Source organism: Streptococcus varani (assembly GCF_001375655.1).
Classification (GTDB): Bacteria; Bacillota; Bacilli; order Lactobacillales; family Streptococcaceae; genus Streptococcus; species Streptococcus varani.
Window position 1 is genome coordinate 326,233 of the sequence record NZ_CTEN01000003.1, and the last position, 20,838, is coordinate 347,070.

General features: G+C 39.9%; 13 protein-coding genes and 1 pseudogene. 1 reads left to right on the top strand and 13 read right to left on the bottom strand.

Annotated elements, in window-relative coordinates; genetic code table 11:
* The 7 genes from BN1356_RS07705 to BN1356_RS07735 form a co-directional block, all read right to left on the bottom strand.
* Positions 1–1,263, bottom strand: coding sequence for an ABC transporter substrate-binding protein (locus BN1356_RS07705; protein WP_093650817.1), 1,263 nt, complete (start codon positions 1,261–1,263; stop codon positions 1–3).
* Positions 1,264–1,282: 19 nt separating this feature from the next.
* On the bottom strand, positions 1,283–3,601 hold the full coding sequence (locus BN1356_RS07710) for a glycoside hydrolase family 65 protein (protein WP_093650818.1): 2,319 nt from the start codon (positions 3,599–3,601) through the stop codon (positions 1,283–1,285).
* Between the two features lie 9 nt (positions 3,602–3,610).
* Positions 3,611–3,862: a hypothetical protein gene (locus BN1356_RS07715; protein WP_093650819.1), complete on the bottom strand. Its 252-nt coding sequence runs from the start codon at positions 3,860–3,862 to the stop codon at positions 3,611–3,613.
* Positions 3,849–4,244: an RDD family protein gene (locus tag BN1356_RS07720; protein WP_093650820.1), complete on the bottom strand. Its 396-nt coding sequence runs from the start codon at positions 4,242–4,244 to the stop codon at positions 3,849–3,851. Before BN1356_RS07720 ends, BN1356_RS07715 begins: the two co-directional genes overlap by 14 nt.
* Before the next feature lie 104 nt (positions 4,245–4,348).
* Positions 4,349–5,332 carry a LacI family DNA-binding transcriptional regulator gene (locus BN1356_RS07725; RefSeq protein ID WP_093650821.1) on the bottom strand — a complete coding sequence of 328 codons (984 nt, stop codon included), beginning with the start codon at positions 5,330–5,332 and terminating at the stop codon, positions 4,349–4,351.
* A gap of 553 nt (positions 5,333–5,885) precedes the next feature.
* A complete protein-coding gene (locus BN1356_RS07730) occupies positions 5,886–9,239 on the bottom strand; it encodes an FtsX-like permease family protein (protein ID WP_093650822.1) in 3,354 nt (1,117 codons plus the stop codon).
* A 9-nt stretch (positions 9,240–9,248) separates the two neighbouring features.
* A complete protein-coding gene (locus BN1356_RS07735) occupies positions 9,249–9,950 on the bottom strand; it encodes an ABC transporter ATP-binding protein (RefSeq protein ID WP_093650823.1) in 702 nt (233 codons plus the stop codon).
* A gap of 219 nt (positions 9,951–10,169) precedes the next feature.
* On the opposite strand from BN1356_RS07735, the gene BN1356_RS07740 reads away from it, so the two are divergent.
* Complete coding sequence (locus tag BN1356_RS07740; RefSeq protein ID WP_093650824.1) at positions 10,170–10,703, top strand: TetR/AcrR family transcriptional regulator; 534 nt, start codon at positions 10,170–10,172, stop codon at positions 10,701–10,703.
* 155 nt (positions 10,704–10,858) lie between these two features.
* On the opposite strand, the pseudogene BN1356_RS07745 reads toward BN1356_RS07740, so the two are convergent.
* The 6 genes and pseudogenes from BN1356_RS07745 to BN1356_RS07775 all read right to left on the bottom strand — a co-directional run bounded on the left by BN1356_RS07745 (position 10,859) and on the right by BN1356_RS07775 (position 20,644).
* Positions 10,859–12,576 (bottom strand): annotated as a pseudogene (locus BN1356_RS07745) (IS1182 family transposase).
* Between the two features lie 349 nt (positions 12,577–12,925).
* Positions 12,926–14,308, bottom strand: coding sequence for a hypothetical protein (locus BN1356_RS07755; RefSeq protein ID WP_093650827.1), 1,383 nt, complete (start codon positions 14,306–14,308; stop codon positions 12,926–12,928).
* A gap of 222 nt (positions 14,309–14,530) precedes the next feature.
* Positions 14,531–16,582, bottom strand: coding sequence for an SEC10/PgrA surface exclusion domain-containing protein (locus tag BN1356_RS07760; protein ID WP_093650828.1), 2,052 nt, complete (start codon positions 16,580–16,582; stop codon positions 14,531–14,533).
* A 250-nt stretch (positions 16,583–16,832) separates the two neighbouring features.
* A complete protein-coding gene (locus tag BN1356_RS07765; protein WP_245620323.1) occupies positions 16,833–17,684 on the bottom strand; it encodes a serine hydrolase in 852 nt (283 codons plus the stop codon).
* A complete protein-coding gene (locus BN1356_RS07770) occupies positions 17,596–19,386 on the bottom strand; it encodes a GBS Bsp-like repeat-containing protein (protein ID WP_141651835.1) in 1,791 nt (596 codons plus the stop codon). Before BN1356_RS07770 ends, BN1356_RS07765 begins: the two co-directional genes overlap by 89 nt.
* A 256-nt stretch (positions 19,387–19,642) precedes the next feature.
* Positions 19,643–20,644, bottom strand: coding sequence for a helix-turn-helix transcriptional regulator (locus BN1356_RS07775; RefSeq protein WP_093650830.1), 1,002 nt, complete (start codon positions 20,642–20,644; stop codon positions 19,643–19,645).
* Between the last annotated feature and the right edge of the window lie 194 nt (positions 20,645–20,838).

A 20,838-nucleotide genomic window follows, 5' to 3' on the forward strand; every position in this document is an offset into this window, starting at 1 on the left:
TTATTTATTTAGTTTACTGTTAGCATCTTCATCAATTTGTTTCAAAGCTTTTTCCAAATCTGCTTGAGTTGCACCTTTCTTGAAGGCTTCGGAAATAAAGTTACCATATGAACCAACAAGCGTTGAAAGATTTGTACCATCTTGCCAAGCAACAGCATATTCAATAGCATCCTGGTGAACCTGTAGACCTGGATTAGCCGAAAGGAACTCAGAGTTTTCAGCCACATCTGGACGAGTTGCTAAAGTTCCAACTGCTTCTGTCCAAGATGCCATACCATCTTTACCACCAACAAATTGGATCCACTTATCAGCTAGGTCTTTAACTTTAGTGTTTTTGTATTGTCCCCAACCAACTGTAAATTGCATAGTGACTTTTTTGCCTTTATAGGTCATATTTGGCAAAATCTCAAATTTCAAATCTTTATATTGAGTTTTGAAAACTTGATAGTTCCAGTTACCAGTCAAAGCAAGAGCAAATTTCCCTGTTGCAAAACCAGCCCCTTCATCACCAGCACCAACTTGCTGAGGAGTAGCTACTGCCCCAGTATTGAACAAATCAATAGCAGTCATAAGGTTTTTAACGATAGTCGGATTGGACGTATTGATGCTACCATCTTTTTGAATTGGTTCTTGGTCATCCGCTATTAGATACGGCCAGTTACGAGCAAGGTCAGCATTCAAATTCATCAGATAAACTTGCCCTTTACCATAGGCAGCATCAATTTTTTCTTGTGCTGATGGTGCCCACTTAATGAAGTCTTCATATGAAGTTGGTACATCCGTCAAAGCGATACCAGCTTTTTCAAAGATAGCTGTATTCGCATAGAGGGCTAATGTAGATACATCTTTTGGTGCTGCATAGAGTTTACCATCTGTTGAGAAAGCAGTCGCAAGAGTTGAGTAGTAATCATCAGCATTCACTACATCAGAAATGTCATTCAAAACTCCCTCCCCTTGCAGATAAGGATAGAAACTAGAGTCAATATAGAAAACATCTGGTGCAGTTCCACCAGCCAAATCTGTTGGTAATTGTGTAGTAATATCCGTATAAACTTTTGATTCTACTTTAACCCCATTATCTTCTTCAAATTTCTTAATGAGAGTGTCCAAGGCAGCGTTTTCTGTGTCGCTTCCCTTCCAATAACCAATTGTCAGAGTATCATTAGATGAACCTGACTTGCTTCCTCCACCTGCGCAGGCTGCTAAGCCAACAACCGCAGTAGCTAATAAACCTGTTGCAAAAAACTTTTTCCAAGTTTTCATATCTTAAAACCTCCTAGTTTTAATAAAAAATTGTTAACGAATCGTTTAGTTTGTGAGTTTTTCCTTTTGAAGTAAACTCAATGGCTTTACCTTGTCCACTTTTTTCAATGATAAAATGATCTGGTCTAACCTCTACTGTTATTTCTTGACCTTTATAGTCGAAACCAAAGGTCAAAGTGTTCCATTCCTTAGGCAGATGTGGTTCAATCCTCAATTGTTCATTGACAATACGAACTCCTCCATAGCCAAAGACAATCATTTGCCAAATCCCCCCAAGACTTGCAGCGTGAATCCCTGGATCTGAGGATTTCATGTACTCACCCATATCAATATTACTTGCTTGCTGGAAGAAATGATAGGATTTTTCCAACTTACCCAAATCAGCGGATAAAATTGCATGAGTAGAGAGACTTAAGGAGCTGTCATGAGTCGTTTTAGGCTCGTAATAATCAAAGTTTTTCTCTTTCAATTCTTTGTCGAAGAGTCCTTCAAACAAGAGGAGCAATAGCAAAACATCAGCCTGCTTGGTAATCTGCATCTCATTAACTTGCTCTAAATTGTATTCATGGAAAAGTGAGTCAACCCCATCTGCTTCCTTATATTTGGTCAGATCCAAGACTTTTTTAGATAAGTAAGAGTCATCTTGAGGAATAATTCCATCCTCTGTTGCTTGAGGGAGAAAGATTTTTTCAGATTTTTCTTCTAAAGTTTGCACGAGAGATTTTAAATCAAATTTTTCATCCAGTTTTGCGTAAACTTGTGGCTCTCTCTCCTTTAGTTCCGCAACTAAGTCGATAACATAGACCATGTTCCAGTGAGCAGTATAGTTGGTGTAACTATTGTTGTTAACATGCTCTTTGTACTCATCAGGTCCAATCACATCACAGATTTCGTAATAATCCTGTTTAGCATTGTATTCCAATCGGCTGGCCCAAAACTTAGCTGTATCCACTAGGATTTCATAACCTTTTTCTCTGGCAAATGTGTCATCACCTGTTACATCCAAGTACTGCTTAATCCCAAAGGCAACATCGGAAGTAATATGTTGTTCAATAAAGCCAGACCAAATCTTTGTTGCTTGCCCCGTCACGATATCAGCAGCTCCCCAGACAGGAGTTACTTCACCATCCGTTGGCCATGCAGCCTCCCATGGGTATTGGGCACCTTCATAACCATTACTGGTCGCCTTTTTATGGGCGCCGTCCAGACCAAGATAACGGTAAGTCACCAGACTTTTGGCAATTTCTGGATGTGTAAAACTGAAGTAGGGAAGCATAAAAATTTCTGTATCCCAGAAAGTGTGCCCTTTGTATCCTTCACCGGACATTCCTTTGGCACCGATATTCATCCGTTCATCGTGGGCAGGTGTCATAACATGAAGGTGGTACTGAGCGAAACGAATAGCAATTTGATCTCGAAAATTCTTTGTTTCAATCTTAATTGGATGTTTATCCCAAATTTTTTGCCACTCTTTAGCCGATTCACTGAGTAAATCGTCAAAGGATAATTCTTCAAGAGAAATCAATTCAGCAACAGCAAATTGGCGCATATCCTCAACCTTATTACTGGATAGCTCCTTGTCTATTGAGGTGTAGATTGACGAGCGTTTCTCGAAACTGATTGAAGAATTCCCGTTCAAATCAAAGGCGTAATTCATGTAGAAACCGCGACGGGCTGTTTCAGGACGATTCTCAGTAAGCTCTACTCCCTCAAAACGATGCTCTGAAGTCTGAACAAATTGAATCTTACTTTGTGTCGTCTCAGGCATCATTTGGATAAAGCGCCCTTCCATCAGACCCTTTTCTCCATCCGTGAAATGCTGACTGCCTTCATTGGATAATTGCCCATTGATACCCGAACGAACTTTAACAGATAAGGGTTGATCGCTTAAATTTTCAATCTGAACCTGTGTTGCTAGGAAATGAAGTCGAGCTTTTGAAACAAAGCGACGAAAAGTCAGTTTAACAACTACCTCATCTTTTTTCCAGATAAAACTACGAACTAGTTCTCCTGTTTTTAGATTCAATTTTTTACTGTAGTCGCTGACCTGTCCCTGAATCAAAGATAAAACGTGTCCATTGAGAACAAAGTTCATACCAAGCATATCAGGTACATTGGGCAGCTCAGTTACCTCATTCTCATCAAAAGCATTGAAAGTTCCTGCAACAAAGGTATCGCGCGTTTCTCCAACATAGGATTCCTCCTCGCTGGACCGAACTGCTAAGTATCCATTTCCTAAAACCATGATGCTCTCAGTTTTACCTAAAAACTTCTCATCGAAACCGACTTGCTCAATTTTCCAGAGATCATTGGTATCGTAATGCATTAGTGTTGACATCTTCTCTTATTACTCCTTATCAAAATAATGTTGATTTCTAAAAATCAAAACAATAAAACCAAATATAAATAAACCAATAGCCAAAAACCAGTTGACATCTATAGGTATCATCAGTAAACAGAATCCTCCGCCAATAAGAGCATAAAGTTTGGCTACTTTAACAAAATCGTATTCATCTCTTCCGATCCAGGCTGCTAAATAGGCAATAATCCAAATCCCTAGAAAGCCGAGCAACAAAGAGAATGTATTAATTTCTTCCATAAACGATAACCTCACTTTTTGCAAACTTATCATGAAGGAAGCGACCTTCTTTGATATAAATCAATAGAGAGAGAATCATAAAAATGAAACCGACCAGAGGAAGAAAGTATAAAAGCTTTATTGCTTCTCTTTGTCCCATTTCCATCAAAGATTTTGTAACTGGTGTAACTTTCAAACTTGCAAAGTATTTCCCAATGGTCTGACCGGAAAAATAGACTGTGGACAAAACATTGTAAACAAGAAAGAGAATGATCGAGAGCCAATTTTGGTAACTATTTTCTCTTCCAAAGAGAATAAAGACCAGAAACTGACTTGGTAAATAAATAACTAAAATATCAATTAAAGCCGCTAAAACACGTTGTATAAACAAGATTTTTTTCATTTTGAAATCCTTCTAAAACGTTTTAGTTAACTCTATTATACCGTAAGCGTTTCCAGAAGTCAACAAAAAAAGAGAAATATTAATCCCTCTTCCAAATGATGCTATTAAATGTTTGCGCTTTCTCTCACAATAATTTCATAGGGCAACAAGCGATGCCTTACTTCTTTTTCCTCAATTTGTAAAAGAAGATCCTCAACAGCAGATTCTGACATAGTCTTAACATCCTGTCTAACGGTTGTTAAGGTCGGGGAAACATAACTTGCTAAAACATTATCGTCGAATCCAACAACAGCTATAGATGTTTCTTTTTTTCGAAGCCGTAATGCTTTAATAACACCGATGGCCATCAGATCACTGGCTGCAAAGATAGCATCAATTCCGGTCAAATCTGCATCTAATATTTGTAACATTGCTTTTTCTTCTGAAAAATGTGCATAGTCAATCAGAACTTCTTTAACTTGCGAACGATATCCTGCTTCTCGTTTTTGGGATACTTCATCATGAGTTGTTCCATTCAGAAACAGAATTTTCTCATAGCCTGCTTGTCGCAAGCGTTTTGTAACTTCTGCAGCAGCACTCTCATTATCAATTGATACCGTTCCAATCTTGCAATTCTCTATTCGTAAATCTATGGCAACTGTTGGCATAGAAAAATTTGCTAATTCTTTATAATATGGATCTGTTGTTTTAAGTCCCTGAATTAATAGACCTGTTATACTATGTTCTGCACAAAATTGTTTGAGACTTTTCTCTGCCTGTTTTTTACTTGTGGTACCATAGAAAACAAATTCATAATCTGTTGCCTCAAGGTAATTGCTGACTCCACTCAAAATTTCTAGTGGCATGGTGACTCCACGTTCAACCTTGATTTCGTTTAGAATCAAAGCGATAATCTTAGTATGCTTACTAGAAAGTTTCCGTGCTGCTTGATTAGGAATATATTCTAATCTCTTTGCAGCAGCAAATACTTTATTCTGGGTTTCTATACCAATGTCTCCATACTTATTGAAAACTTTAGACACAGCGCTAACCGAGACTCCTGCCTCTCTAGCAACATCTTTAATGGTACTTGCTTTTTCCTTTGTCATTTTATCACCTACTTAATTTCATACATTGTATCACAAACCTTCTCTTAACTTCAAGTTGCATTTCCTTGAAACAAAAAGAAAACACCAGCTGGAGAACTGGCATTTTCAGGAGATTATGAAAAATATTTAGGATTGATATTAGTATAACCCGAATCGAGTTATGTCACATCGGTCCTAGGGCTGATTTATAGTTTCCTGCTTTAAGACAAGAGAAAACACCAGCCACAAGGCCAGTGTTTTCAGGAGATTATGAAACTATTTAGGATTGATATTAGTATACCCTGATTAAGGTTATATGGCATCCGTCTCAGGGCTGATTTATAGTTTCCTGCTTTAAGAAAAAAGAAAACACCAGCCACAAGGCCAGTGTTTTCAGGAGATTATGAAAAATATTTAGGATTGACTATAGTATACCTTATACAAGCATCGACCACATCCGTCTCAAGGCTGATTTTGAAAACAGCAACCATATGTGAAAGAGTTCATATTGGTACATCCAAAACTATTCGTTTATCGCATCTCTCGTTACAGTCTAAGATATGTGCTCTTTTTATCATTCTACCGATTTGAGTGCTTCTAACATATCCACTCGCTTCAATCTACGATTCACTAGCACTCCTAAAATAGTTAAAATGATGCTAATCGCAAAGATGGGAATAAGATAAACTTCTAAAGTGGCATTTGGATTAAACATCATGCTATGAGGTGCTATCAGTTCAATGAGGAGTTGGTGGAGGAAATGTCCTGCAATGAGGCCTGTCACAATGCCAAGAACTGATAAAAGGACGGTTTCTCTGTAGATATAGAGGGTTACTTCCTTACTATGAAAGCCTAAGACCTTGATGGTGGACAGTTCTCTAATTCTTTCCGCCACATTGATATTAGTCAAATTATATAAAATGACAATGGCCAATAAGACCGCGACTACCACAAGAATAATCATAATGGCCTCCAAAGATGTGACAATCGTATTGACCTGATTGATGACCGAAAGATTTTGAACAACCGCATCAACAGCAGCTTGACTGAGTAGATGACTGGCTGACATTTCTATTCCAGCTTGACTTGCATCCTTGAGGCCAATTAGATGGGCATTGGACTGATAGTTTTGACCGAGCAATTCTTCATAGTAGACCTTGCTCATATAAATCGAATGCCCCGCATACATCTCCGAAATCCCAGAAACTTTTCCGGATACTGGCTTGTCCTTGATGGTAAAGCTGACTGAATCTCCAACAGATACCTTTAAAAGTTTGGCTAATTTTTCCGTAAGAATCAGTCCATCGTCAGGCAAGGCCAACTGTTGCCCCGTCTGTCGATTGGTCAATTTAATAAAGGAATCCAAGTCTTTGTCAGCAATCAAGAGTGAAATCGTCTCTTGATTACCAGCAATGTTTTTTTCTATCCGTTCATAGTGAATAGCTTGACTATGTGAAACTTGATCTGACGAGAGATAGTTCAGCAAGTCCTCTTTTTCTGTCTGACTGGCATCATTATTATCAACCACGAGCATGTCGTAATGCAGTAGCTCATCAAATTGCCGACTGGCAACACCAGATAAAGAAGAACGAATACCCAGACCACCCACCAAGAGAGCGACCGAGCCAGCGACTCCAAAAATAGTCATCAACATCCGTTGTTTGTAGCGGAAAATATTTCGTGCGGTTACTTTTTGAGTAAAGCTCAGTCTTTTCCAAATAAAGCTAGCTTTTTCTAAAAGAATGCTCGAGCCAGATACAGGCGGCTTGGGCAAGAGGAGCTGTGCAGCTTCTTCTGACAATTCTCTCCTGGCAACAAGAAAGGCTGGTAAGACGGCAGATAGAAGCGATAGACCAACAGCCAGTAGAATATAGGCTGGATAGTCATAGAGATTGGCTCTACCAATGACCGTATCTGCTGTAATCAGGTCCGAAATCATTGGCGACAAAAGATAATTCCCCCCTAAAATACCAATCAGTGTTCCGATCAGACCAGTGACCAGACCATAAATGACAAATTTAGAAATGATTTGGAAATTAGTATAGCCCAAGGCCTTGAAGATTCCTGCATTGGTCCGCTCTTCATCGACAAAGCGGGTCATGGTAGTAAAGGTTACCATGGCAGCAACCAAGTAAAAGACAACCGGGAAAATATTGCTGACTGCAGCAATGGAGTTGGTTGAATTTAAGTAAACATTATAGCCTTCGCTCCCTGGCAAACTTTTACGACTATAGGTTCTGTAACTGGGCTCCTTTAACTGAGAAAGGTCTTTTTCACCCTTTAACAAGTCCTCTTTAGCAGAAGAAATCTCCTGTTTGGCACTTTCTGATTCCTTGGAAAAGTCCTCCCGAGATTGTTCTAATTGCTTCTGAGCGTCTGTCAGTTTGTCTTGATTCCTAGCCAATTCAGCCTGACCCTCCTGCAAGCGAGAAAGACCAGCCTGGTATTCAGCTTCTGATGCTTGCAGTTGAGCCTGACCTGTTTGTAACTGGGCCAAGCCAGATTGATACTGCGTTTGATTAGCCTCATAGACTGTCAGGCCCTCTTGGTACTGCTGGAGACCTTGTTCATAGTGTGAACGTTGCTTTTCCAATTCAGTTTTGCCCGCCTCATACGTAACTTCTCCAACAGCTAATTGGGATTGAGCCTGCGAAAGAGCCTCTTCCTGCTGCTTTATTTTTTCCTCTGTAGCCAGAATTTCTGGGACTGTCTCAGGGTCAATTCCTTGAGCCAAAAGTTGATTTTTTTGGGCTTGTAATTGTTCTTTTCCTTGAATAAGAGAGGCATAACCAGCCGTTACTTGCGCCTGACCTTCATCTAATTTTGCCTTGCTTGCATCAAGCTCTGCTTGGGCTGCCTGAATTTGTTTAGCAGCTTGATCTAATTGAGCTTTGCTTTGATCTAACTGACTTTTCGCAGTTGCCAATTGTTCCTTAGCAGCTGCGAGTTGAGCCTCTCTCTGAGCAAGTTCAGCTTGACCTGCCTTTAGTTGGCTTTCAGCCTCTGCTAACTTGGCTTGATTGGCAGCTAATTCAGCTTGTCCAGCAATCAGTTGATCTTGACCTGCTGTCAAATCATCCTCAGCTTTCTGGAGCTGATTCTCCCCATCTTTCAGTTTTGCTTCTGCATCCGCAATCTCTGCATAACCATCATCCAGTTTTTCTTGAGATTGACCTTTTAAAGCACTGAGTCTCTGCGCCCCATTATCTTTCAGAAGAGCATCCAATCTTGCTTGATGGGCTGCTACTTTCTTTTCATAACCTTTGTCATAATAGGGAAGCGATTTTAAATCATCATAACGCAGGCGAGCAATCATATAGACATCGCTATCAAAAGCCCCCTCTGCTACCAAGGCATACCCATTCAAAGTCCCTGCCCCTGCAGAGGATGGACCCATATTGATGTTGGACCAGATTTCAGCCGACTTTACAAAGCCTGTAATGGTGAAAGTTTGCGACTTTAAGACCTTATGTCCACTTCCAGATTCAAAAAAAGTAATCCGATCCCCAATTGTGTAATCTGATTGGAAGTTATCCCCCAGTGCGATTTCATCCGTCTGGCTGGGAAAGTGACCTGAGACTAACTGGGAAAGAGAGATATCAGAAGGTTGAGAGAAAATTCTCACAGCCTTTTGACTATTTTCAATGCTAACATCTACCAAATAGCCGAACTCTACTTGGCTATCTGCTATATTTTTCAGTTCTGTCTGATCTTCCTGACTCAGACCATAGTCAGCCATGACTGCTACATCCATGGTTTGAGCCTCATTTTGATAGGACTGGGCTGTCTTCTCCATATTAGGCGCCGTCACTCTTAAACCGATTAAGGCAAAGGCTCCTAGCCCCATCAAACTCATAATGGATAAAAAACGACCCTTTGATTTTTTGAAGGACTGAAAAACATCCTTCCAATACGTTTTATAAGACATAGACACCTCCTAATATTCCAAAGTAGCAATATTTTGAGGACTTGGATTCACCTTTATAGACTTAACGCTGGCGTCTCTCATATGAATGACCCGATCTGCGATGGGAGCTAGAGCTGTATTGTGGGTAACAATAATCACTGTTGCCCCCTTCTTACGGCACATATCCTGTAAAATCTGCAAAACCTGCTTGCCAGTTTCATAGTCAAGGGCTCCAGTCGGTTCATCACAAAGCAAAATCTTAGGATTTTTAGCTACTGCCCGCGCAATGGAAACCCGTTGCTGTTCTCCACCAGAAAGTTGGGCCGGAAAGTTATTTATCCGATCCTGCAAGCCAACCTCTCTTAAGATTTGAAGTGGATCCATAGCATCCTTTACAATTTCTGAAGCCAGCTCTACATTTTCCTTGGCTGTTAAATTGGACACTAAGTTATAAAATTGAAAAACGAATCCAACATCATCTCGTCGGTAATTGGTCCGTTGATGGGATGAAAATTGAGCAATATCCACACCATCTATGATGACCTGTCCCTGATCATTGGTGTCCATACCTCCTAAGATATTCAAGACTGTTGATTTTCCAGCACCTGAAGAGCCTAAAATAATCACCAGTTCGCCCTTATTGATTTCAAAATTGACATCTCTGTTGGCGATAATTTCAGTATCCCCTACTTGATAGCGTTTGTATGAATTCTTTACCTCTATATAGGCCATTCTCTTCCCTCTCTTTCAAAACAAATCACACTTGACTCCCTGTCTAAATCATGTTAAACTGAGATTAAATGAACAACGTGTTGATTTAATAACTCTATTATAACTAGAAACAAAACTGAATGCAATGGTCAAAAATTCTGAATCTGTTGATTTAAGAAAGAGAACAGGCAGAACGGATACAACATAAGGCAGCAAAAACAGAATGCTGAGAGGAACAACATGGCGCAAATAAGAAAAACAGATACGAAAGCTGCCATCAAAGAAGCCCTAGTATCCTTACTAGAAGAAAAAAACTTTGAGGAGATTTCAGTCTCTCATATAACACGACTCGCTGGTATCAATCGCGGAACTTTCTATCTGCATTATCTCGATAAGTACGATATGGCTGACCAAATGATGTTGGATATGAAAACTATTTTTCAGCAATTTATTGAAAATTCCTATTTAAATCCTTATGAAATTATCCTCCAAGCTCTGACTTATGTTTATGAGAATAAATCTTTTATCAGAGCAATCAGCAAATCAACCTATTTTAACATGTCTTCTTTCATCAAAGATTTGATTCGCCAACAGATTGATCAATCTCCAGAATTTCAAACCTTGGTCCATGAGACCTACAAAATTCCAGAACAGTACGCTCGAGAAGCCATGGTCAGTAGCCTGACTGGCGTGGTCCTCCTATGGATTGAATCAGGCCTGTCTGAAAGCCCTATTGAAATGGCGAATATCCTTTTTAAAGTTTTAGGGGCTTAAAGAGGGTTGAATCAAACAGAGTGTAGGAAAAAGACTGTTGTACTCACTGAGGTTGGTCGCTAGAAGAACTGAAGGACTCCTCCTCTTTGAACATGCACCGTTGACTTTTTGTTGAGCACCTTGCCCACCACTCGGTATGCCTGCATTACTTTGCCTCATCTATTTGATTTTCTTCTATAGTAAAAGTTGAATACAGAAGAAGAGGCTGGGCAAAAAGTAGCTTCAAATAAAACCACACGGTGATTTCTGTCTTGAAAACAATCAAGATGAAAAAATCACTGTGTGGTTTTTGAGTATGTGAAGTTTTAGAGGCTAGATTCTTGGCCAATTTCGTGAGATTCATACTCATGAAGAGGAATCCAACCTCCGTTTGGACGGCTCGATTGCCTCTGACATGAACCCTGCGCACGCCAAAAACACTCTTTAATCGGCCAAAAACGGGTTCAACATCGATTTTCCGTTTGGCATAGATTCGAGAGCCTTCTTCGCTATGTAATTCTTCCTTGATGAGTTCTTTAAAGTAATTCCAAGTTGGATTGTAATGGATTTGTTTCTGGCGACCACTTTCTGTTTTGGAAAGTTTTTCTAACTCTTCTGTGCCTTGTATGTTATCCGCCTCATAGATTTTAAAGTCACGTTTAAATCCGTACTTGTCAGTTCGACGAGAGTAATTCTTAAAGGAATAAACAACTCCGTCTGGTTTAATAAACTGATCTGTCTCTTCAAGGTAGTCCCAATTATTTGGATTAGTAGGACTGTTCTTATATTTCTTCGTCAATTCCTTCTGGTACATACCATAGGGAATCAGAGGGGTCTTCTCCAACTCATCAATGATAAAACTATAATTCTCCTCACTGCCATAACCGGCATCGGCGACAATATTTTGGAACAAGTCTAAGGTTTGAATCGATTGGAGAAAGGGTTTTAGAGTTCTGGTGTCCGTTGGATTTGAAAAAATATCGTAGGCAAGTACATATTGACCATTGGTGGCAGCTTGAACATTATAGCCAGGTTTGAGCTGGCCATTCATCATATGGTCTTCTTTCATTCGCATAAAGGTGGCATCATGGTCCGTTTTGGAGAAAGAGTTACGCTCTTCTAGAATCTCTCTAGCCTCCTCATAGCGCTGTTTACGAGGAATGTAATCTCTTCTCAACTGGTTGCGCAGTTTCTTGATGCGACGTCGTTTCTGTTTATTAATAGAACCACCCTTGATAACTTTGGGTTCCTCAGAAATAGCCTTCTCAACTTCAGCTAAGGCTTCCGCAGTTTTTTCAAGCAATTCTTCCAAACCTTGGCTGGTTTCGCATTCTTCTTTAGACAGAGCTAGGTTTACCCCCTCTTGAACCAGCTGGTCATAGAGTTCTGAGATTTTCCCATTTAGGGCATCTTCATATTTATCAACAGCTCTTTTCCAAGTGAAAGAGTAGAGATTAGCATCAGCTTCTAGCTTGGTGCCATCGATAAAGAGAGCCTCGTCTTCAATCATGCCATTTTCACGCATGAGGAGGGTGAAGTAAATAAAGGCAGTCTTAATCAGGTTGTTGGCATGCTTACTGGAACGAAAATTATTGATGGTTTTGTAGCTGACGTAAGTATCCTGGCTCAACCATTTCATGGGAATGACTTCCTCATTCATCTGAACCATTTTGCGACCAGAAAAGACCTGACGAGCGTAGGCGAAGAGCGTCATCTTCATGAGCATAGCCGGATGGAAGGCAGGACGGCCAGTGTGTGATTTATCTTCCAATAAAACATGATTAGGGATACTGTCCACAAAAAGACTGATCAATCTAACCTCGTGATTCATAGGAATATCGTAGGCAAGATTTAGTTCCAAACTGAGTTGATTTGTGTTATACTCTTTATACATGATCATGGCTTTCTAGTTGTTTTGTCGTTATTATAATTATAAACCATGACATAGGGAAACGAGCATCTCCAACTGCGGAAATGCTCGTTTTTTCTATTCTGAAGCTACTTTTTGCCCAGCCTCCTTTTATTATCTTTTCATGATACGATTCTCTTCCTGCAGAAAACGAAAATAAGAAAGAGAAGCCCCTGAAAGTTAGGTTATAAAGATGCTCCAGGTGATGGCTATCTCTTCCTTGTCTCTTCCAGATTTAACCTCTCTAGAATCATCTCGATTCCTTTGGAAAAAAAGCATAACAACTTTAAAATGATTAAATTTGTTAGGCCATACTTCTTTCAAAAAGAGCTTTTTATTGGCTATTCCAAGAAACACCTTCATCTTTCCAACCTCGGTTAGAAAGGATAGAGCGCTCATTTGCATCTCTAGTATAGAGGTGTTTGCGAATAGCTGGGTGATAGAGGCGGTAGACTCTTACAGGGCCGGAGGAACGGTAGGCGATTCCCTCTTGTTTCCATCCACGTGAGGCAAGAACTTGATACTCATTGGCATCTTTGGTATACAAGTGGTATCTCATTCCTGGATGGTAAAGGCGATAGACGGGATCTCCCTGCTGGGACTCTGTCTTCCAAGCGACCCCTTCGTACTGCCAACCATTTGCACGCAAGACATTTCGTTCATTGCTATCTGCACTGTATAGATGAACCTGAAGTCCTGGATGGTAGAGACGATAAACATCTTTTAATTCTGACCTAGGGACTACTACTCCCCAAGATGCTGCTGCGGCGGCATTGGCTCTTGCCAATAAGTCTTTACCCTCCTTATTGGCCCATTCTTCTATGCTCTTATATCGATTGAAAAATACTGCACCTCCTTGAGTTCCTCCATAAAATGATAGGGTAAAGCGATAGGATGCTGGACTTTCTTCGATTTTGTATAACTTCTCATCGTATCCTAAATTCGTCATCGCCTGACGGATTCCTGCGGAGTCATAGAAGATCTGTTCGCCATTAAAGAGGCCTGCCTTTCTTGCAAGATCCGCAACTTCCTTTCGAAAGCGATCCAAAGATTCTTTGGTCTTGAAATTTGCTGATTTTAAGAGTAGGCCATATTCTCCTGGAGATGTAGATGCCAAAAAGCTATCTTCTTCCCGTTTGGCTGAATCCGAGATAGGTAGATTACTAGGAGCAACATCTCCCGGTGCACTCCATGCTTTGTAAACTGAACCATAATATATCAGCTTATCCAAAGTCGTTGAAATAGTGATTAAATTATCCATTGCACCACCAGTATTGCTAATACGATAGCGAACATAGTCGGTTAAGTTTCCCTTTACTTGGCCGGTTTCTTTATCTACGATTTGATAGTTCTTGTCAATAGAAAATTTTGGATGCCTTGTGACTCTAGCACTACCTGCAACCCAAAGACCTAATTCATAGTCTTGTGAAACCTTCCCAGAAGCATCATGTAGTTGGCCATTGCTATCAATAAAGCCCACAATCTGACCTTGTGAGGCATTGCCAATAGTGTTTTCTGGAATATAGAGGGCATCTCCTAAATATTGCGTAGTCATAGCTGACTCATTTACTGCCTCGGATAGAGCTTCAGTCGTTGTATCTGTATTGGCTAAGGCTAAGTGGCTAAAGGCGAGTGCTCCAAATAGAGCCGCTGTTGTCATCCCAACAGTAAACCATTGCTTAGTGATTGTTTGTTTTGTTCTTCTTGATTCTTCCATCGTGTCGAACTCCTTTCAAGTTAATCTTGAGTGAATATCACCCAAGTAAAGATAGCAAGTCATCTAGCAGACAGTTTGCTAGATGAGGTTTTAAAAAAATGGAAATTTTATTATCCTTAAGAAACTGATTCTTCTAAAAGATGTTTATTTTTCTACAAATCCTCCCTCCAAAAAGAGAGAACTTATAAAGATTCCTCTCTTAATCGAGTTAGGAATATCCTTTTATTTATTAAGGGCTGCTTTTAATGCAGCTTGTGCGGTAGTATATGCTTTTTGTGCGTTTGTAAGATTTGTTTCGGCAGTTTTCCGGTCAGCAATAGCTTTTGTATATACGCTTTCAGCTGCAGGCGTTTTATTTGGTGTTGCTTTCAAAGCATTGAGTTGATCCGTTGTTGCTTTAAGAGAGGCTTGAGCGGCGTTATAAGTTGCGACACTAGCGTCTTTGTCGGCAAGCACTTTTTGCAAGTTCGTTTTAGCCTCATCAAGTTTTGATTGAGCAGCCGCTACAGCAGCTTGATCGACAGTTGAAACAGTTGAAGTTGCTTTAGATTGCAAGTCAGCGATTTTGGCGTCGAGATTCATTGCTACTGGCTTGTTGTTAGACTGGTCAGGCGTCGTAAAATTATACACAATTTTGACATTGCCATCACTAGTATATAATGTAGAAAACATCATATTGTGCAGACCGCTAGCACCAAACTTTGCGCCTGATTTGATGATCGATGCTGTATGACCCCAGCCTGAATCAGCGTCATCAAACAACATGCTAGTGATGCCCTCAGTGATCATAATTTTCACGTCAGACAAGCTCATCGACTTGTCACGATAGAAATACGTCACTACATCTTCTTCCTGAGCTTTCTGAATGAAAGTGCCTTGCAAGTCAGATGAAGCAACGGCTTGTTGCACTACGTGTCCAGTGTAGCCGCCTGGATAGTTTTTAGCGAGCCAGTTCATGTATTGGCGAGCACCTGCTAGACTTTCAACTGTGACCTGCACAAGAGGAATCTTGATATCAGAGCCTGCTGCGTCAAGCTGCTTCTGCGTTTGTGTACGGAACATGTTGATGACGTTTGCTGAGTATTGAGCAAGCACGATCAGTTCGTCATCAGAGATGTTAGCAAGATTGATCTTGTAGTTTTGCTCATCAGCGTTTATGCCCGCATTATAGAAAGCATTGATGTATTGACGATAAAGGTTTTGCTCTTGAGCATAATTCTGTGACAAAGTAGTTTGGGCAGAGCCGTACATCTTTAAGTCGTCTCCAAACATGAAGCGAGCAAAGTCCTTTGGCACATCCCATGAGACGATGTTTGTTGTTGCTGCGTTGTTCAGCGTTTGCAACGTAGCGATTTGAGCTGCAACTGGCGAAGTTTTCGGTGTTTGCAAAGCGGTTAAAGTAGCCGTTGCATCTGTCACAGCTTTTTCAGCAGTTTGTACCTTTGCCTGATTAGCATTAACTTTTTGTTGGGCAGCAGAGACTTCGGCAGTTTTTGTCTGAACTGCTCTAGTGAGACTATTAATTTGATTGGCCTTTTGCGCATCAGCTTGCTTAGCAGCTGAAATAGCAGACTGTGCCCTAGACTCTACTAGTTTTGCTTGAGCTAAAGCCTCTTTTGCTTTTTGAAGATCTTTGAGAGCTGCTGCCTCTTTTGCCTTAAGTTGGTCTAGTGGAGTTGGTTCTGGAGCTGGGGATTGAATTGGCCAACCATCATTCATGGCCATGAATGCTACACCTTCTTTGTTCCACCCCTTTCTACCTAGAGTATTGTACTCATTGGCATCTTTTGTATAAAGGTGTTTTTTTATCCCCGGATGGTAGAGGCGGTAGATAGGAACCGTTCCATAGGATTTATAAGCCTCTCCTTCTTGATTCCAACCTCTTGTCGCTAGGACAGAGTATTCATTTTTGTCCTGTGTATAGAGATGAACCCTAAGTCCCGGATGGTACATGCGATAAACCGGCTTTCCTATCGAAGTATTTGTCTGGAAAGCCACTCCTTCTTGATTCCACCCGCGTCCGGCTAAGATGTTATATTCATTCTTATCCTTAGTATAGAGATGAGCTTGTAGACCCGGATGATAGAGGCGATAGAGTGGTTGCCTAGGATCTCCATTAGCTGTTTCCGCTTGTGCCTCCTCAGCATCAGCAGCAAGAATAGACTGTGGACGGTTCTCTTGATTATTCTCTGCCCTAACAACCAGAGACAAGGACTGACTAAACAACATACCAGACAGTATGGCCATTGTCAGATAAGGTAATTTCTTTTTCATATGGGCTCCTTTTCTTTATACATAATCATTATACACAATCAAGTGTTCAAAATATGAACACTTACCAATTTTTAGAAATTGCCGTCTTGTGAAATGTACACTCTCAGATTAATAATGCATGCTCTATCATTTCATTTCCAAAGAAGAGGCTGGGATTCGAATTCTCCCCAGCCTCTTCTTAAGTATTCTTTTAGTAAATGTGAAACCTATGGTTTTTGTACTAACTAGATTTTTTCTCTTACTTTCTCAATCAACGTTGGCGCATAATGGCTGCAATGGCAGCTCCTAACTGAGCAAATTTAGAAGTGTAGCTTAGTCCATTTGATCCTGTGTGTTGTGTGAGGAGTCCCACGACGTATGCACGTCCATTGACTCTTATAACGGCTATGTCATTTTCAACACCGAAGCGAGGGTCATTACCAGGCTTGTCCCAAGTGCTTGCGCTTGTCGATAGGTTTGCGGTTAACCACCAGTTATAGTAGTTGTTAGACAATTGATTGAGCATCAATACCTCCGAATTATTATTTTGGAGAGTATTGTTATAGATGTTTTTTAAAAGGTCACTTGCTTCTTGGGCATTGATATAGTTTTCTAAACCGGCATCAATTTGAGATTGGATACGCATATAACGATTAAGAGTCGTATTTGTGTATCCCATTCTCCTGATTTCGTTATTGACTGCCTGGATTCCACCAATTCTATCAATGATAATATTAGTGGCAGAGTTATCAGAATACTGAACCATGAACCGTGCAATCTCATTGAGGCTATAGGTAGAGCCGGCCTTACCATCTAATATAGGAGAGGCAGGAACGAGATCAGTTGCTTTAACGGTATAGTTTGCATTCATGTTCAATTCACCACGAGCAACTTTTTGATAGGCTGCTGCTTGAATGAAGAGTTTAATTGTTGATGCAGAGCGTTGGGCACCATCCGCATTTACGGCAACAAACTCAGTTCCATCACTTGAAGTTACGTAAAAACTTTTGTTTCCCCCTATAGAGTTAAAGATGCTATGGTAACTTGCCAGGATTTGGTTTAGTTCTCCTTGAATGACAGAACGAGGAGCTTTGATAGCGACAGTTGTTTTTTTTACTAGCAATGCCTATTGTTTGTCCCTTGTTTGTTTCGATATAAGCATGGACATGGTAGAGTCCATTTGCGTAGGAGTGGCTAGAGAGTCTGGTAATGGCTGAGTAACTTCCATCTGGGTTTCTAAATGTTGTCAGCCACTCAATATCATCCTGTCCTTTTTCATCTGTCCAAACCGCGATTTTGATCGACTTAACACCGTCTTTTGCAGCCACGTTTTTTAAATGTGCCGTAAAGGTATAATCACTATGATTAACTGCAGAGATGGACAATTCACCAGTTGAACTTGGTGTCTCATTAACGGTGAAGTTAGTTGCCGCAAGAGCCACTTGTTTGTTATTACCAACCAAACTATTTCCATAGACATGAGCTGAGTAACTTCCAGACTCCAGATTATGGTCTGCAACGGAAACTGTAGCGACATAGCTTCCATCAGCTTGTTTTTTTGCTGGCCACCACTTGATATCATCCTGTCCATTTCTTTGAGACCAGACTGGAACATTCACTTCTGTGATGTAAGTTGGTAAGCTGGAAACATGGACGTTGTAACGCAGAGCATCGACTTTTTTTACAGAAATACTTGCTGATGGTTTTGGGACTTCAATAGTGGAGGTTGTGAGTCCTCTTGCCGAGCCAGTTTCGAAAGAGTAAACATGAATTTGGTATTTTTCATAGTCTTTGTGTTTGCTATAAGCTGCTAGTACTTTACCATCTGGTCCAGGAGTGTACCACTGAATATCGTCCTGTCCGTTAGCTTCTGACCAGACTGCTATTTTCACTTTGGAAAAATCAGTATTATCTGGTGCGGTTAGTTGGATTTGGATTCCTTGTGTGGTCAGGCTGGCAACTAACTTATCAATAGTGATCGTTGGTGTCGTAATAGGAGGGGTATTTGGTTCTTCAGGGGGATTTGTACTTGCAGAGCCAATTCCATAAAAGGCAATACCTTCCTGTTTCCATCCGCGGCTTGCCAAGATACTGTACTCACGGCTGTCTTTTGTATAGAGATGACGTTGCAGACCAGTGTGGTACAAGCGATAAATTGGCAATGAGCCAAAAGAACGAAAAGCTTCTCCTTCTTGTTTCCATCCTCGGCTTGCTAAAACATTGTATTCATTACGGTCCTTGGTATAGAGATGGACTTTAAGTCCTGGGTGGTACAAACGGTAAACAAGCTCACCATTTGTCTGACTAAAATTCCAAGCGATATTTTCTTGTTTCCATCCTCTTTGACTCAAGGTATTGTATTCGTTACGGTCCTTTGTATAGAGGTGGACCTTCAGTCCTGGATTGTAAAGGCGATAGAGCGGGAAGCTAGATTCAGTAAGTGATTCTTCAGACTTTTCACTAGATTCATTTGTTGTAGTGACTTCTGCTGAAGAGATAGGTAGCTCCGAAGAACTTTCTCCAACTTGACTATTCACATCGCTAGAGTGACTAGTTGTTGTGTCTCCTATTGAAGAAGTAGGTACTTCAGAAGTGTCTTGTCCAACTTGAGTATTTGCATCACTAGTGTTACTTGTATCATCAGAAAAAGAACTTGTGGAATTAACATTCGGTTCTATCGTCGTGTTTGATGCAGTATCTGCTTGCTCTCTATTCGCCTGATAAGCGCCAGTATCTGATGTATCACTATCACTTATTGCAAGAACTGTTGACATAGGTTGTAGAAGAGTAGCTGCTATTACAGTCGAAAGAATTTTCTTTCGCATAAAGTGCTTCTTTTTCATGGTTTAATAAATCTCCTTTTTGTATTTTTGTCACAAATAGAACAACGGAAATTGAACTGAATTTCTGACGAACATAACCTTGTCTGTGACCGACAATAGCATACTTTTTAGTCAACTATTATTCTCCATGTTCATCCTATCGTTCTAATTTTCTCTATACAGAGTCATTATACACAATCAAGTATTCAAAATATGAACACTTACCAATTTTTAGAAAAAAAATAGCTCTTCCAAAGAACTATTTTTCATCATCGACTAGATAGTGGGTTTGCATTTCCTTGATTTCATCTAAAATAAATTGCTTGAGATGAAGTGGTTTAATGACTTTCAATTGCTTTCCTTGCATCATCAGCCACATTTTTAAGCCGTATCCATCATTTGAGCGAAACTTGATACGTGTAATCCCCGTTTCAATATTTTGTGAGAGAATTTCATGATCAGGAAATCTATCTGTCACATAAACAGGATCATAGTAAAAATCAATGGTAACCTCAAGAGGTTTGCCATAAAAGGAAAAAGGTCCTGTCAAGTGTGCTAAATAGCCAGGTTGAGGTCTATTTGCATAGTCTATAGACTGCTGTTTTCCTTTAATTGAATGGAGATTTCGCATGTTATTGATTCTGAATTTGTTGAGGTTTTCTAGATGAATACCATCTTCAGATTCATGACTGTCTGTTGCTACGTAGAAATAAAGGTCGCTGAAAAAGACTATCAGTGGTTTCTTTATAAATTTTTCGGTTTTAAAATTTTTACTATAATCAAAGGAGATATAATCACCATTTTGGATAGCTTCTGTGATTACTGTGATTTTATCTAAAACTGGATCAGTGAACCTCTCAGAATAGTGGTAAAGGGCATTTTTTAATAGATCTTGATTGGCATTGTCTTGACTGAGAACAGTGATCAGTCGTGTCACCTCTTCTTTTGTAAAAGCTTTACTATAGACTACTAGTTGCGCAATAGCTAGTAGTTCAGTATCGCTTAATTGCCTAAGATTAAAGAGTCCTGCATGTAATAAAAATTCAGGGTTTAAGGAATAAGTTCCTTTTGGAATGCTAAGTATAGGAGAGTCTTCAAAGTGCTTAGGATTTAAATCCCTTAAAACATTCTTAATACTATTGATATCCCTTTGGACAGATAGTCCTGAAATTTGATACTTTTCTATCAGATCTGACTTATGTAATTTTTTATGCTTTATCAAGCAAAGAAATAGGTCAAGTAATCTTTCTTTTGAATTCATGGTGTATCCCTTACATTTTTTGAATACTATATCATAATATTTTTTTACAGTCTAGACAAAGAATCATTTATCTGATAATATTTTAAAGATTTGAAAATTTTGTTAGGAAATAATTTTATGACTAAAAAACAATTGTTATCCTATGGTTTACTTGGTTTCTCCAAGGACCTTTTGATCGCTTTTTCTGGTGGATT